The following is a 16820-nucleotide window of genomic DNA, read 5'->3' as shown; positions in this document are numbered from 1 at the left end:
ATATCTCCCGGCTACTTCGGATTAAGAGAGAACTTTGCCGACACACCGCCCGGCCCGAAGTATTGCCCTCCGGCTTGCCCCGTTGTCGTGCGCGTATAAATGGTATACGTCGAGGTACCGTTATTCAGGACGGTGAAGGAACCATTCTTGTTGGTACCTTGGTTAGTAACGCTATACCCGTTCGAGATCAAATTTGACTCAAACTGGTCTGCGGTAACGTTGGTCTTTACGTTCAGATACTCGCTTCCTGCGTTCGTAATAGACGTATCGTACGTCGAGAACGGACCCGCAGCCGTGCTGTTTGTGGCAGGTGCCTGACCGGTGGCAGAGCTTCCAGTACTGCCCTCCAGTTCACCCTCACCATTATCGCCGCCTTTCGAAAGAAGCGGACTGGACGGGCCGCCGGCCCATCCCGGGGACACGGACACATAGCAGAACGGCGGATCACAGACCGTCACGGGTGCTGCACCCGTTGAGGGCGGATTAGGCCCATTGGGCGACGGAATTTGTCCGACCAGGTCTTTCGCATTCGAAAGGACCACCGAGGTAACTGCCTGCCCCGCTGGATTACCCGGCAACCACGGCATGAGCGTATATGCTGCGGCAATGAGGGCTTTGGTCAGCCCTCCACTTTTTGCCGCTGCTTGCGGGTCCTGAGTCGAGTTGTTCAGTGCCTCGTTCTGTGCTGCGCTCACGGCTCCTTGAACATTCAGCCCCGCCGCCGACGCTATGCCCCCACCAACCAGCGTCGAGATTGCCGTCACCAGCGCTGTCTGTCCCGTTGTCAGGTCAACACCGGTCGGATCAATCGCCTTGATCACATCCGGGGCAACGATCGCACTAGCCGCCCCGCCAATTGCACCGCCGACACATCCAGTCCCGCTTGCCGACGACAGGGCGCATCCCAAAGCTGCATGGCTCGCGACATACAACGGACTGGAGGGGTCTGGATTGCCATTTTGACCATTGAATTCGGTGCCGATCGCGCTTGCACCCACGACGCCTGCATCCGCAATTACGCTGTTCTCAAAGGCCCGACCGAAGCTGCCTCCATACACAGCAGTGTCGATACCAGCTGTCACCAACCCTCGCTCAGCAATTGTCCCCAACGCCTGCCCGACTTCGGTCGCAGATGCAGTGCCGTTCGCAATATTGCTACCGATCTGTTGAAGGCCCTGCGTTCCAGCACCGAGCGCAGAGAATGCACCAGCAGTCAACGCTCCCGTCGCCCCGGCTTCAAGCATTTGCCCGAAATTGAACCCCTGGCCAGATGCAAGTTGCCCAGCGGCACTTCCTGCCATTGCGCTAAGCGCGCCCACCGTCATCGCCATCGGAAGTGACATGGCCGCCAATTCGACGCCCATTGCGGCCGCTGCTGCCCCCGCCGTCACAATCGACGCCGCAATCGCAATAGCCGCCACCATGAACGTCGGTAGCCCGCCACCGTCCTTCACAAAGTCCGTGTGCAGGTTGTCGCTAACCGCTGTCTGCGTGAAGTTCGTACCGAGCTGTTGCTGAAGCGCAGCCAGCACCTGCTGCGTACCAGCCTGATCGACCGTGCCGTCCGCGTTGAGCTTCTGCAGTGCACCGCCGATCTGATCCAACGTCTGCACGTTGAGATCCATGTTCGCCGCGCTCATGAAGCCGCCCGGCTGAACCGTCGTACCCGTGGTATCGACGTAACCGCCCTTGACCTTGGCCCAGATCTGCCCGACGTCGACCTGGTTCGCCTGGTTGGTCAATGTGTCGGTATTGACCGTCAGCGTGTCCGAAGCAGTAATGCTTCCGGTATTCAGAATGCTGCCGCCGCTACCCTTGTCGAAATTGAGCGTGACGTTCTGGCCTGAGATATTGCCGCCAGCCGACATCGCACTCGTATTGCTCGGCAGATAGACCTGCGGCATCAGTGCCGTGATGGTCGGACACGTATTCAGCGCTGGCCCCGTCGCCGTACACGTCGGGTCCGGCACAGTCTGCTCGACGTACCAGAGCATCGGCTTGTCGAGCGCGTTGATCTGCGTCTGCGTCAGCGCATCGCCAAGTTGCAGATTGTTCGTCGTCGCATAGTCGAGTGCGTTCTGGTACAGGTACTGCTTCTCCTGTTCCGTCACGGATGTGCCGGTCTTGCTGTCGTACGTCAGCCCGTCTATAAAGCTGGCCTTGCCGGTTTGCTGCAATGCTGCCTGCTGCAGCATCAGGTCTTCTTCCTGCGGGTTGTAATAGAACAGCGTGGAACTCGGCTGAAGATTGGACGGAAGCGCATTGAGCAAATTCTGCGGACCCAGGTTGCCAAGCGTCGACGTGCCGAGCGAACTATCGACATACGAAGCCGTTCCCGCCACCGCAGTCGGGATTGCGCCGCCCACCTGATGCTGCAGCGTGATGCTGATGCCTGGCATATTCACCGGGCTGAGCGAAATAACCTGTGACGGCCCATTAACACGCGGCGTATAGGTGTTGGCCGTCGTGATGCCATTGATCAGCTTCTGGCCGGTCAGCGTCACCGACGTGCCAATCACATTGCCGACATTCTGAATCTGTCCGCCGGACGTAATCGTCAGATTCGGCGCCTGAATCGTGGCCGCGATGTTGCCGACCGGTTGTGGCGGATCGATCGTACCGCCCGTGCTCGTATAAGCACTGCCGTAGAGCGCCGTGCATTCGGCCGGCGATCCGCAAGCCCAGACGTCGTGACGCTTGTCCGAACTGAACATGCCGGTTTGCTGCACCCAGTGCGAGTGCCAGTAAGCATTGAGCGTCTGTGCCTCATTCACCACCGGCCCCGCCACCGCGATAGTCGCCGCAGTTCCGGCAGTAATCAGACTGCCGATGTTGGTTAGGCTGCCCGCATTGATCTGCAGGTTATTGCCCGCGCTGATCACCGAGGAACTGCCTGACTGCTGGTCGACATAACCCTCGCAGTAGCTCTCCCTGTAGCCACCCGCCGTCATACAACCTGAATACTGTTCCTTCGAACCGTAATCCTGATGCACAGGCACCGGCGGTGGCAGCGTGTTCGTTATAGCGCCCGACACGTTGAGCGTGATGTTATTGCCCGCCACGATGTTGCCTGACCTGTTGGTCAGTCCTTGCGCGGGAGTTGTCGAACTCGCGGTCGTACCGACACCGCCGATCACGATGTCGTGACCCGCGAGCAGGTTGCCATACGTATTGCTGACCTGGCCGGCGGCAATCACGAGGTCGTTGCCGGCGTAAATCGTCGCGCTCTGCTGCGCGTAGCTGAAACTCGTTGTCGTCGGATTATCTCCCCGATAACCCATTCCAGCGGCGCACTCGCTGGCCGACACGCCCGTCGCGCAGCCTGGCGAACTGCTCGTCGACGTAATGCGCTCGCCCTGGTTGCTGAACGACTGGGCTCCACTCGCATTGAAGTTGCGGCCCGCATAGATGTTGCCGCTATTAACGAGATTGCCGCCCGACAGGTTCACGTCCTGGCCAGCGACGATCAGCCCTTGCTGACCAAACGTAGTGGTCGTGGTTGTGATGCTCGCAGGGACCGGCGCGTTTGAATTGAACGTAGCCGTGGTTTCACCGCCCACGTATCCACCGAGTTCATAAGGGATCGGCGCGTTATAAAGGCCGACTGTCCCAAGCGCTTTCAGTTGAGCCATGAAGGCGGTGAGCTGGGCTTGGTCGACCGTGTCCACAACCGTGGCCGTCACGTTTCCAAGCGAACCGTTATTCAGCGATTGCAGGTTGAAGTTGACGTTCCCGCCCGCAGAAATGATGCCGTCGGCGTTCGACAGCGAGCCTGCGGTCAGGGTGATGTTGCCCCCCGCCATGATGGTGCCCGGCGTGCCGGCGCCTGGCGCCGTGACAGTGCGATCGATACCCGGCAGAGCGATCGTCTGATATGAAACGCCGGCTTGCTGCAAATTGCTGCCGACCTGCGTCGGCTCTGTGAGTTGTGCGCCATACATGCCGGTCAAGGCGGCGTTGTGCGCCACGTCGAGCACGCCATTCGCCAGGTCGGGGCCTAGGTCGGACAAGGTCGCGTTGTAGGTATAAGTTGCGTCGTAATACGACCCGCCGTTTCCGCCCGTGAACCCATAAACCGTCTGCGTGCCGACCACTATCGAGCCATACAGTGACGGGTCATCGGCCGCCGAAACCACTTGCGTAGACGATGTCAAACCGCCCTGAACACCATTGTTGACGACCGTGCCCGCATTGATGGTGATGTTGCCCGCGGCCGAGATCGTGCCCGTCGTATTCTGCAGCGTGCCGCCCAGCGAGAACTGCATGTTGCCGTTGGACTGGGTCGTCGCACCCTGGTTGTCGTAGTTACCGCCGTTGATCGAAAGCAGGTTGCCCGCTTCCACGGTGCCACGATTTGTCGCGTTGCCGTTGAGCGTCAGCGTGTCATCCGCATGCATTACAGCGCCGGCCACGTTGTTCAAGGTGCCGTTGAACGTCACGTCATTGCCGGTGACCTGCCCGAAGTTCGTGAACGTGCCATTGGTCGCAAGCGTCAGCGGCGCAGTCCCCGTCATCGTGCCGTAGTTATTGATGCCGTTCAGCCCAGTCAGCGTCACACTCTGGCCACCGTAATTCCACGTGCCAGTGTTGCTGATCGACCCCGCGGTAATCGAAAGCTGACCGCCCTGGCTAATCGTCCCCTGCGACGGGTCGAACGCCATATTCGTGGCAGTGATGCCCATATTGCGTTGCGCGAGCAACTGACCGCCCGGGTTATAAAAGGAGCCGTTGCCGCCATTGATCGTCAATGAGACGTCGCCGGTCGTCGGTCCACCGGGCGCATTGGGATTGCCCGCAAAAATAAGCCCGTTCTGATTGTTCAGCGATCCGGTGTTGATGTTCAGGCTGTTCACCGCCATCAACGATCCGCCGCTGTTGTTCAGCCCGCCCGCCACCGTCACATTGGTTGTCGAACCGTTCACCAGACCCGCGTTGGTGAAGTTCGTGGCGTTGACCGTCGTGGTATTCGTCGACGCCAGCGATGCATTCGCCGCATTGGTCACATTCGGCGCGGACACATACAGCGCCCCACCTGAAAGCACCTGGCTCGCGTTATAGAACCCATTCCCAGAAGTCAGCGTCGCGGCCCCAACCACATCCACCGCCGACCCAACCAGCGAGAGCTGATTCGAGGCCGCCGCCGTCAACGCCCCGCCGACAATCGCCGTCCCCAGCGTCACATTCGTACCGCTGAACTGCATATTCCCCGTGGACACCATCGACGCCTGACTCGCATCGAGCGTCCCCTGCGCGGTCACCGAAACGTTCTTCGACCCACCTTGCGAGCCACTCAACGTGACGTTGCCGCCGCTCAACTTAAACTGCCCCGCCACCGTGCTGCTGCCGCTCAACGTGAGCTTCTGCCCGGCACTCATCGTCGTATCGCCGTTCGACGACACGCCGGCCACGGTCACGTTGCCCTGCGTCCCCGTGACATTCACCGTGCCCATCGACGACACCGCGCCCGTCACCTTCGCATCTCGCGCAGCCTGAATCGCCACGTTGCCACCGGACTGCAGGTCACCACCAAAACTCACACTGCCACCCGTAGACGTGGCCGTGACATTACCCACCGCCGTCGTCGCGCCGAGCGACATATCGCCGACCGACGTCGCGGTAAACAGCCCCGCACCCTGAATCCCGCCCAGCGTGATGCCTGCACCCGCGCCGATCGTGATGTCCTTACCGAACGTCAGCGCGCCGCCACCGTTCACCGAACCGCCCGCGTTGATCGTCGCAAGGCCGAGTCCGAGGAACGAGCCGGTCAACGTCGCGGTGCCGCCGGCGGTCAGCGTCGTGTCGCCGTTGACGAGTTCGCCATTCAGCGCCAGCGTGCCGCCCGAAGTGGCCTTCAAATTTCCCTGACTGGTCACCGCGCCGCCGACATTGAGATTGCCGCCCGTCGCAGTCAGCGTGACATCGGAATTCGCGCCGACAGTACCGCTTGTCGTCAAGTTGCGACCCGCCGTCACGGTGAGCTTGTCAGTCGCCGAAGCGTTACCGACGACCGTCGCATCGCGCGCAGCCGTCACGCTGACCGCCGAGCCGGACGCGAGCGTGCCGCCCACATTCACGTCGCCTGCACCGTTGTGTCCTTGCGCCTGCAACGCAATCGCGCCGCCGGCTTGCGCGGAACCCATCGAGAGGTCATTGCCCGCCGTCGCATTCAATGCGCCGTTCGTTAAGACACCACCGGTCACGCCGATGCTGCCGCCCGCGTTCAACGTCGCCTGCTGGCCAAAAGCTACAGAACCCGCGTTAATCGAACCGCCCGCCGTCAAACTACCCACGTTCTGCGCGCCGATGCCGCCCGTCAGCGTCATGTCGCCGCCCGACGTGAGTTGCGCATTGCCGCCCACCGTCGTCGCGCCGGAGAACGTGAGCGCCTGCCCCACGTTCGCATTCAGATTGCCTTGCGTCGTGACATTCGCCGCACTCGCGTTACCGCTGGTCGCCGTCAGCGTCAGATCGCCTGCCGAGTTAACGTCGGCGAGCGTGATATTGCGCGCGGCATCGATCGTCGTCGTGCCGCCTGCGTTAATCGCACCGCCCACGCCGACATCGCGTGCCGCCTGCAGCACCAGCGTGCCGAGCGCCGTAGCCGTGTCGCCGAGCGTCACGTCACCGCCGCCAGCGTTACCATTCGCGGTCACGGCAAGATTGCCGGTCACCGCCTGCACGCTGCCCAGGCCCGCGTTGTTGCCACCCGTCACCGTGACGCTCGCGCCTTGCAGCGCACCGGTCAATGCGAGGTCGTGCGAAGCATTCAGCGTCGCCGCCTGAGCAAACGCCGCCGTGCCCGCGCCGTTGATATCGTGCGATGCCGTCAACGTGCCGCCAAATTGACCCGCGAGCGCACCGGTCAGCATGATGTCGCGGCCCGCCTGCACGGTCACGTCTCTCGCCGCGTTGATCGTGCCACCGAGCTGCGTATCGAGCGCGGACGTGAGATTCAGCGCGCCAGACGTGGTCGTGGTGCCGGTTAGCGCAATGCTGCCGGTTGCCGCCGTAGCAGTGAGATCGCCCGCAGTGGTTTGTACCGTACCGCTCACCGTCACGTTGCGTTGTGCAGCAAGCGTCAACGAATCGCCGGTCGTCAACGAACCGCTGACCAGCACGTCGCGCGCCCCGCTTAACGTGACCAGACCGGGCGCCGTTGCCGTACCCGTGATTGCCGCATCGCCGCCGCCTGCATTGCCGTTAGCAGTAAGCGTCAAGGTCGTAGCCGAATTGACGTCGTGCAGCGTGGCGCTGTTGCCACCGAGCGCACTGATAACGTTCGCCTGCATGCTCCCGGTCAGCGCGATGTCGCGTTGCGCCGTGTAGTTCGCCGCCTGCGTGAACGCCTGCGTGCCGGCACCGCCGATATCGCGGCCCGCCGTCACAAAGCCGTTCGCCTGGCCAATCAGCAAACCGTTCAACAGCGCATCGCGGCCCGCACTCAACGTTGCATCGCCAATCGCACTCGTGCTCGCGCCGAGCGACAGGTCGAGACCCGTCGTGATGGTCAGTTTGCCGCCGCTGTTGATACCGCCCGTCGCGTTCAAACTGCCTTGCTGCGCATTGAGCACCGCATCGCCGACCGACTCGACCGCGCCTGCAACGTTGATATCGTGTTGTGCATTAATGCCGACCGTCGTGCCGCTCGCGATCTTGCCCGTCGCCGCTACGGTCACATCGTTCTGCGCCATCGCCATCACAGCACCCGCTGCGGCAACGGAACCGTTGACCGTGAGATTGCCGGGGCCATTAGCCGTATTCGTGCCGTTCGCGTTTAACGTGACGGTGCTGGCGGATTCGACGTTGTTCACACCGATGTTCCCCGCCGCGGCCACCTGAACCGCCTGGCCCTGGATCAACCCGCCTTGCGCCACGTCACGGCCCGCATTCAGCGTGGCCGCCTGCGTGAAAGTCATCGTACCCGCGCCGCCTATGTCACGACCCGCCGTGACAATGCCTTGCCCCTGCCCGGCAAGCATGCCAGTCACATTAACGTCGCGCGCTGCGTTGAGCGTCGTATCGAGGGCAGCCGTGGTCGTACCGCCGAGGTTGATGTCGGTGCCAGCCTGCGCGTTGAACGCGCCATTGCTCGCGATCGTGCCCGTCGAACCGACATTGCCGTTCTGCGCGATCAGCGTGGTGTCGTTAGCCGATTGAATCGATCCGCTGATGCCGATGTTCTGACCGGCGTTCAGCGCCACCTCCGCGCCGCCGGTGACCGCACCGGTGATGTTCAGATCCTGAGCCGCCGCAAGCGCGAGGCTCGACGCCGCCTGCACATCATGCAACGTCGCTGAGCCGCCCGCATTCGTCTGCACCGTCCCGCCGCGCAGCGAACCGGTCAGATTCGTGTCGCCACCGGAACTGACGTTCGCCGCGAGGCCGAACGCGCTGGTCGCCGCGCCTGCAATTGCACCGCCAGCCGTCAACGTCCCGTTTCCTTGCGCAACCACCGAGCCGTTCATCGTCAGATTCTGGCCGGCGTTGACGGTCAGATCGCCAAGCGCGGAGGTACCCTGCGTACCGAGGTCGACAGATTGCGCCGCATTGATCAGCAGATTGTCGCCGGACTGAATGTTGCCCGTGCTCGTCAGCGAGCCCGCCGCATTCGTCAGCGTGACGTTGCCATTCGATGCGACGCTGCCCGCGATCGACGTGTTACCGCCGCTCGTCACGCTCGATGCGTTCGCACTCTGCAACGCGCCATTGATCGACGTGTCACCGCTCGAAGTCAGCGACGCCGTCGACAACGATGCAACCAGGCCGTTGACCGCCAGCGTGCCGCCGTTCGCCGCAACCTGAAGCGCCGAGTTTGCCTGCACGTTGTTCAGCGCGACCGAATGACCTGCAGTCAGCGAGACGCCGGCGCCTTGCAACGCACCGCTCACCGACAAATCGTTCGCCGCGGTGACGTTCACATCCTTGACGAAGCCACTGCTGCCGCCCGCGATCACGTCATGTCCCGCGCTGAGCGTCGCCGCCCCCTGTCCAGCCAGCGTGCCGCCGATGGTCAGGTCACGTCCAGCCGTCAGCGTGGTATCGCCGGTTACGCTCGTCGCGCCCGTCAACGCGACATCCTGCGCGCCATTGACCACGAGGTTCGCCGCGCCGTTCAACGTGCCGCTCGAATTCACACTGCCATTCACCGCTGCGACCGACAGATCGCCGACCGCCTGCATGGTGCCCGCCGCGGCCACGGCAACGTTGCGCTGCGCCGTCAGCGTGACCTGCGAGCCACCCGCCAGCGTGCCGTTGACGATCACATCGCGTGCCGCCTGCACGTTCGCCGCTCCAACCGAAGCCGCGTTGCCGTTGAACGTTACGTCACCGCCACCGGCGGGATTGCTGGTGATGCCGTTCGCCGCAACGTTGAATGCACCACCCGCCTGCACATCGGCGAGGCTCGCGTTATTGCCCGCCGTCACTTGCAGACCATTGGCGAGCAGCTTGCCGGTGAAGGCGACGTCCTGTCCCGTCGTCAACGTGCCGTTCTGGCCGAACGCCACCGACCCACTGCCGGTGAGATTATTCTGAGCATTGAACACACCATCCTGCTGCACGATGACCACACCCGGAACGTCGAGGTTGCGCCCCGCGCTCACTTGCGCATCGGTGCCAACGAGCAGCGAACCCGCTACCGAGATATCTCGCGCGACATCGGCTGCGAGCGTGGTGCCGCTTGCAAGCGATCCGCTCACCGATAAGTCCTGGCCTGTCGTCACCGTGACGGCTTTCTGCGCGGTGGCCTGCCCAACCACGTTCGTGTTCTGACCGGACGTCAGCGCGAGGCTACTGCCGCTCCTGACAGTTCCGTTGTTCGTCACGTTGCCTTGCGTCGCGTTCAGGCCGAGATCGCTCGACGTCAGCAGCGCGCCGTTCACGTTGACGTTGCGCTGCGCGATCGCTTGCAACGTACTGCCGTTGGTCTGCCCGTTCACGTTGATGTCGCGCGCGGCTTGCAAGCTCGTCGCGCCACTCATCACGGAGGTGCCGTTCAGGTTGATGTCGCCTGTTCCATCGTTGCCTTGCGCCGTCACGGCGAGCGCGCCGCCGGTTTGCACGTCGCCAAGTGTGACATTCGCGCCACCCGTGACCGCCGTGTCGCCGTTCGATTGCGCATTCGCCACGTTGACGTTGCCGCCCGCCGTGACGGCGAGCTTGCCGCCGGTCTGAATCGTGCCAGTCGATGTGACGTCGCCGTTCGCATTGATCGTGTAGCCGCTGATGCCGACGTGGGCGCCGGTCATCGACAGATTGCCGCTCGCCTGCAGCGTGGCTTGTTGTTGCGCGGCCGAGCCGTTCACCGTCAGATCGCCATTCGACGACAGCAGCAGATCGCCGGTATTCGCCGCCATTTGCGCATCGGTGCGCACGCCCATGCCGGCTGCCGTGCCGATCACCTGGATCTGGCCGGCGGTCATCGCGCCGAACGCGGTGGCGTCGATGGCGAGACCGTTATTGGCGTGGCCGTTGGCGCTATTGATCGCGTTGGCGGAGTTATCCGCACCGTTCGCGGACATCGCATACGTGGTGCCGCTATTGCTCACCGCCGACGGCAGCACGAACTGTCGCCCGGCAATCGCGTTGATCCGCGAGCCGGCGTACAACGGCGCGTTGATGCCGATGGTTTCGCCGATCAGGTCGATCGTGCCGACCGTGCCTTCAATGCCGGCGCCGGGGCCATTCACGCCCGCGTTGCCTTCGATCTGGATATGGCCACCGGTCACGCTATAACCGACCGCTTGCGCGTTGTCGAAGTCGGTAACCGTGCCCTTGAGATCACTCAGAAATTGGGGCGTACCGGTCGACAAAGTGACGCCGATCGTATTCGTGAATCCCGTACCGTTGGTCGTGATGCCGTTGGGGTTCGCGATGATGACGGTGGCGGGCGCACCGAACACTTCGAGCGGCCCGTTGAGCAAGCTTGCATACGCGGCGCCCGTTGACGTCACCTGATTGACGATCACGCTCGCCGTACGGCCCACGAGATTCGGATTCGCCTGCAGATCGCCGCCGGTGAGCGACGTACCGGCCATGAGGCTGTTATTCAGGATCAGCCCGACCGGATCGATGTTGAAACTCTGATACTTGTTGAGAGAAATCCCTGCTGCGTTCGGCGCGGTGATGTTCACGACTGGCACGCCGCCGCCTGCGCCGGTGGTCTGCGTGATCTTCGGTTGAAACGTGATCGGCGCTGTCGGATCGACAATCGGCGCGGCCTGCGCCATTTGCATCGCAAAGCGGATACGCACGGCGCTCAGGTCAATGATGCGTTGCCATGCCTCGTCGTCCAGACGATGGCTGCCGGCAGCCAGAACCCCCGCGGCGTCGCGGCTTTGCTCGAACGTGATCGAGAGCGGTCCGGCGAACAGCATCAACGCGACCAGCGCCGACACCGCGCGCTGCCACATGCGGTACGGACGAGCAGGCATAGACAGCGACCAGCGCTGCCGCGCGGACTGCATGCCGCGATCGTGCCGCTCGTCATGTGCCTGACGGTTTTGCTCGAGTTGTCGTAAAGCGTTGCGTGTGGACGCGTTCATGGTGCTCTCGTCTTTTTTTGGTTCTTCTTGTACTTCCGGCACTTCTTCCGCGCCGTTCCGGACGACCGACCCGAAACGGCGTTGCAGCGGCTTCATCCCGTCCGCTGCGCCTCGGCGAAAACGAGGCTCTTTACTGCTGCTGAATCCGCGCGTTCTTCATCAGATCGACCACGACCTGTGCGGTGGCCTTCTCCAGCGCGACCTGTTCAAGCTGCTTGCGCAGCGCGTCCTTGATCTGGTCGTATTGCGGAATCTGCGTCGGACGCTTTTCGTCGACACGCAGAATCCAGTACGCGTCGCCGATCTGCACCGGCGTGCTCGACACGCCGCCTTGCGGCAACTTGACGAGCGCTTCGGCGAGCGGCTGCGGCCAGTTCTGTGTGTTACCCGGCTGGATCGGCGTCTTGAACGAAATCCAGTTCATCGCGCCGCCTTGCGCCGCGCCCGGGCCCTGGCTGTACTGCTTCGCGAGTTGCGCGAAGTCGGTGCCCTTCTTCAGTTGCGTGAGCACCGTTTGAGCGGTGTCGGCATCTTTCACGGCGATTGCGCTCGGCTTGTATTCGTTCTCACCGAGGGTCGCGACGATCGCGTCGTATTTCGCCTTCACGTCGGCATCGGTGACTGGGGTGGGCTTCACCTGATCGCGCAGATACGCGGCGGTCATCGCGGCCGTCCTGGCCTGTTCGACGGCGGCCACGACTTGCGGACGCGATTCGTAATGCTGCTTCTCGGCAGCCTGGCGGAACAGTTCACGCGCGATCAACTGGTTCTTCACCGATGCGCGCAATGCAGGTGTATCCGGCACGTTCAGCGCACGCACGGCCTGGTCGAGCTGGTCCTGCGTAATCACAACGTTGTTGACACGCGCCACGCCGTTGGCGGGCAGCGGACCGCCGACGGCATCCGCTGCCTTGTCGGCTGAAGGTTTTGCGGTCGGCTTGTTGGCCGCGTGCGCTGCGGGCAGAAAACCGGCGGCAAGACCGAGCGTGGCGATCAATGTGGCGTTGCGAATCGTGGCGGCGATCGGACGATGTTTCATGTGAACCTCTTCAGAGTGACCAGTTGAGTGTGGCAAGCAGCACGGTGGCTTTTTTCCCCAGTGCGGCGGGTTGCAGCAAGGCCTGACCAAGCAGCACCTCGCTAGTGACGGTTTGTGTTTTGTAGCGCCATTGCGCGCGTGCGCCGATGCCGGTGCCCATGAGCGTCGGCCAGCCGCCTTGCGCGACCAGATGCGATTTGCCGCCGTCGAGAAAGACGTAGGGTTCGAGATGCGCGTCGTGCCAGACCGGCACGTTCTGCCACGCGGCCTCGTTGCGCAGATAGAAGCCGCTGTCGCCGGCAATCCCGCCTTCGGTAAAGCCACGCACGGAATCCATGCCGCCGAGGAAGATCTGCTCGTTGCCGAACATCGCGACATGGCTGTACTGGCCGCGCAACGTGCCGCGATAGGTCCATTGCGTGCCGGCCAGCGTGCCGAGTGCGATCTGCAGCGTGGCAGTGGCGTCGACTTTCGTGAACTGGCTGTGCGCATCGACTTCGTCGATATCGGGGGCGTCATGACTAGCGGAGAGCCACGGTAAGCCTTGCGACACGCCGACGTCCCACGTCGCGGCCGCGGCCTGATCTTGCGCAACGAAACGGCGCAAACCATTCAGGCCGACGCGCAACACCGTGAGGTCCTGCGGCGCCAGGTCGATGCCGTTCAGGTTGCGTTCCGTGCGCATTTTGGTCAGCGTGATGTCAACGCTTGTGCGACCGGTGCGAGAGCGCGTCAGCACATCGTTCCAGCCGAGGATCTGACTGAAAGTGCGTCCTTGCAGTAGCGCGACGTCGCTGATGGTCTGCTGGTATTCGGACAGCGAAGTCGTGTAGCTGAAGGTCTGATAGCCATACGGCGCCGCTGCGGAAAACACCACCGCGTTGCTGTCCTGCGTGCCGACGTAGTTGAACGACAACGACTCCTGCAAACCGATCAGGTTGTCCGCTTCGACGCCAGCGCGATAGCGCAGCGTGCCGGTTTGCGAGCTGCCGTAGTTGTCGATGCCGAGGTCGTAGAAAACACGGTCGCCGTAGTGGTTGGTGATTGCCACCACCGAGTCGCCCGGTGTCTCGCCCGGCATGATCTGGATTTCAGCCTGATTGCGACGAAGCCGGTTGATCTGGTCCACGCCCTGTTCGAGGTCAGGCAAGCGCAGCACGTCACCCGTGCTGTCGCCGAAGGCCCACGCGGTGCCCGCGTCGGTCAGCAGGCCGCCGCCGTGCGTCGTGTACCACGGCTCTTCAGGATCGCGCGGACGCAGCGGTTTGCCGTTCAGCGTGAAGGCCGATACCTTGCCGTCGACGATGCTGATTTTCAGCGTACCCGAGGCGAGATTCTGCGCGCCGAGATATGCACGCGTCGTGATGTAGCCGCGTGCGATGAACGCTTCGGTCACGCGGCGCAGCAGCAGGTTGATACGGTTGCGGCCGAGCTGCCTGCCGATGAACGGGGCGGCGATCTCATTGAGCGCACTCGCGCCAAGGACCTTGTCGCCGGTGAACTCAATGTGGTCAATTCTGAAGAGCGGCGCGACATCCGGCAGGGTCTCGACATCCGCACCTTCGGGGAGATTGACCACTGTCGGCTGCGGCACTTCGATCTGTGGAGGCGGCTGCTGGATTTCGTCGCGCCGCTGGCGATCGCGTTGCTCTTGCAGGAGACGTTGCGCCGGGTCCTGTTCGGCGCGCACGGGTGCACCGAAGGGCACGCCGCCTGGCGCCCCCGCATTCGGCAAGCCCGGCGGCGTTTGCGCGAACCCGCGCACCGCCGCGGCGCCGGCGAGTATCGCCAGCGTGCAGCGTGCGAGCCGGGGCGCGCGGCGCTGCGTGGTCCGGCTGATGGCATGCTCCATGGCCGACCTCATAGGCCGAACCACGACACGAGGCCGAGGTGGTTGTGATTGCCGATCGTGACCGGCGCGCGATACGGCGCGCTAATCGTGTTCACGCCGCCCGCGGCTTTGATGCCGCCAGGCGCGTTGAACGCGCCACCTTCAATATCCGCCTCGCCAGTCAGCTCGACCTGCCCGCTGCCGCCAATGAACAAGCCGCCCGTGTCGGCCGCGAAAATCGCCGACCACGCGTTGCCGAACCACGCTTTGAGATCGTGCGTACGGTTGATCGCGGTGTAGCCGAGTACAGCTTGTGCGAGGGTCCTTGGCGCGTCGAGTTTGAGCGTGCCTTCCGCCGACACGAGGCCGCCCGTGTTGGTGATCTGCGTGCCGGCCTTCAGCGTGATGTCATTGTTCGCCTGGATCACGCCGCCGTAACCCTGCACGTTGCTCGACGAACTCGAACTGCAGAAAAAGAAACACGTTCGATGAAACGACGCCTGGCCGGTAAAGATGGCCTGCGTCAATAACTGGTCGCGCGCGGTGATCGAAATCGAACCGCCGACGGTCGGGTTTTTCGGGTCGATTTGCGCGAGAATCGTGCCGCCGATGTTATGAACGTTCTGCGCGGCAATCGTCACGTTGCCGACGTTGGCGCTCAGGTAGGAGAGTTTGTCCGGATCGGCGAGCGCGCCGTAGTCCACATTGAAACCGTCGTCACGATGTTCGACGAAAATCAGGCGCCAGCTACGGTCTGAATAGCTGACCGGCGCGCCGCCATTCACACCGCTCGAATGATCGACGACGTTGTCGACATCGCCGCCCGCAGTGATCGTCAGATTCTGATTCGACAGGATGCGTGCGTTCTGATTCGTCAGGGAGCCACCGGCCGTCACGGACACATCGCCCGCCGCACCGTACACCACGCCAAGCAGGCCTGTCGGTGTCGACTGATTCAGTATGTTGCCGGTGGCGTTCAGCGTGACCGCGCCGAGCGACGCCGAATCGAGCGTGTTCTTCTGCTGGCCTTGTATCAGCGAACCTATGTTGGCGATATCGCCGGTGCTGGTCAGCACCACGCCGCTGGTGGTCGAAGCGATCACGGATTGCGCCGCGGCGTCCTGCGCCAGCGCGATGCCCCCACCGCTCATGTCGATACCGGCATTGGCAAGCAGGCTGCTTCCCGTCAGGCTGACTGCGCCGCTCGCGCTCAACGTCGCCGAACCACTGTTCGCCTTCAGCTTCGTATCCGATAACGTCACGCTGTCCTGCACTTGCAGATCGAGATTGTTCTGCGCCGTCAGCGTCGTATTGGCGAACTGCACGGAGCCGTTCGACGACAACGTGAAATCGCCGAGCGATGCGTTCATCGGCCCAGCGCTGCGCACGCCCGGGCCTTTATCGGTGACGATCAGTTGCACACGGCCGCTCGTCAGGCTGCCGGCGGCGGTGATGTCGATAGCGAATGAATTAGCCGTGGCCGCGCTGGTGGATGGGCTCAGCGTGAGCCAGTCGTTGCTGTTGTCGTTCGGCGAAACCGCCGTGTTCAGCGTGACATTACTGTTGCCGGCCACCGCGCGCACGTAGGCGGTCTGCGACGTGAAGCCGTTGGTGAGCGGCCCGTTGATCTGCACATTCTTCGCGATCAGATCGAGGCCGATCAACGCGCTCGCCAATCCTTGCGGCCCGACGACGATCGTCCCCGTGCTGGTGTCGAGCACGATGTCGCGTTCCGGAATTCCCGCTACCGGAACGGTATCCTTGAAACTGACGTGCCCGGTGGTCAATGCGACACGGCCCGTATTGACGAATGAACCGCCATTAACCGTAATGCCGTTCGGATTGGCCAATATCACGTTCGCACGCGAGCCGAGCACGTCAATTCGCCCGCTAATAATGCTGGGATTGGTACTTGTTACCTGATTGACAATCGTTCGGGCATTAATACCGACGTTATTTAGTGACGCGCCGGCTGCGTCTACGTTGAAACTGCTATAGGTGTTATTTGAAACCCCGGCTACTGTCGGCGCGATATTGACCGTCTGGTGGCCATTCGCTGCGGTTGAAACTGTTGTCGCAGTTCCGCCGTCAATAGCAATGCCCGCCGCACTCGCGCCTAAAGGCGCGGCGGCCAGCAATACAACGATCAGCCTGATTGTTTGATGATGCGGACGCGGCTTCCCGCGGCCCGCATTCCTACCCCGTGCACTCCGGAACATTCTTGTTTTCACGCAACTTTTCGTTGCGGACTCTCTTGATCGGTTGGTCTTTCTCGCGCGGTTTCAGGGAACCGCGTCTTTCGTATGGTCAATAACGGCGACGATCGAGAGTTCTTTAGAGTTATTCGGGAATTTTTTATTACCCTAATATTACATTTTCATTATATAAGAAAGGCATTTGAAATTAT

4 protein-coding genes are annotated in these 16820 nt (G+C 62.4%); all 4 read right to left on the bottom strand.

Features of this window, described 5'->3' with window-relative positions; genetic code table 11:
- Positions 1–11: 11 nt before the first annotated feature.
- The gene (locus AC57B6_RS22495; RefSeq protein WP_496422137.1) at positions 12–11543 is read right to left on the bottom strand and encodes a two-partner secretion domain-containing protein; all 11532 of its coding nucleotides are present in this window, start codon (positions 11541–11543) and stop codon (positions 12–14) included.
- A gap of 130 nt (positions 11544–11673) precedes the next feature.
- Positions 11674–12582, bottom strand: a complete 909-nt coding sequence (locus AC57B6_RS22490) for a peptidylprolyl isomerase (protein WP_178370537.1) — start codon at positions 12580–12582, stop codon at positions 11674–11676.
- Between the two features lie 10 nt (positions 12583–12592).
- Complete coding sequence (locus AC57B6_RS22485) at positions 12593–14434, bottom strand: ShlB/FhaC/HecB family hemolysin secretion/activation protein (RefSeq protein ID WP_496422136.1); 1842 nt, start codon at positions 14432–14434, stop codon at positions 12593–12595.
- A gap of 8 nt (positions 14435–14442) precedes the next feature.
- Complete coding sequence (locus AC57B6_RS22480) at positions 14443–16632, bottom strand: two-partner secretion domain-containing protein (protein WP_496422199.1); 2190 nt, start codon at positions 16630–16632, stop codon at positions 14443–14445.
- Positions 16633–16820 lie beyond the last annotated feature (188 nt).

Source organism: Paraburkholderia sp. BGA-UO-ETr-F12 (genome assembly GCF_059567945.1).
Note: the sequence above shows the minus strand (reverse complement) of the source record. Positions and strands in the feature narration are given on the sequence as shown.

Bases quoted from the DNA above. Each gene is read 5' to 3' on its own strand.
- AC57B6_RS22480 (WP_496422199.1), bottom strand. From the start codon at position 16,632: ATGTTCCGGAGTGCACGGGGTAGGAATGCGGGCCGCGGGAAGCCGCGT.
- AC57B6_RS22490 (WP_178370537.1), bottom strand. From the start codon at position 12,582: ATGAAACATCGTCCGATCGCCGCCACGATTCGCAACGCCACATTGATC.
- AC57B6_RS22495 (WP_496422137.1), bottom strand. From the start codon at position 11,543: ATGAACGCGTCCACACGCAACGCTTTACGACAACTCGAGCAAAACCGT.
- AC57B6_RS22485 (WP_496422136.1), bottom strand. From the start codon at position 14,434: ATGGAGCATGCCATCAGCCGGACCACGCAGCGCCGCGCGCCCCGGCTC.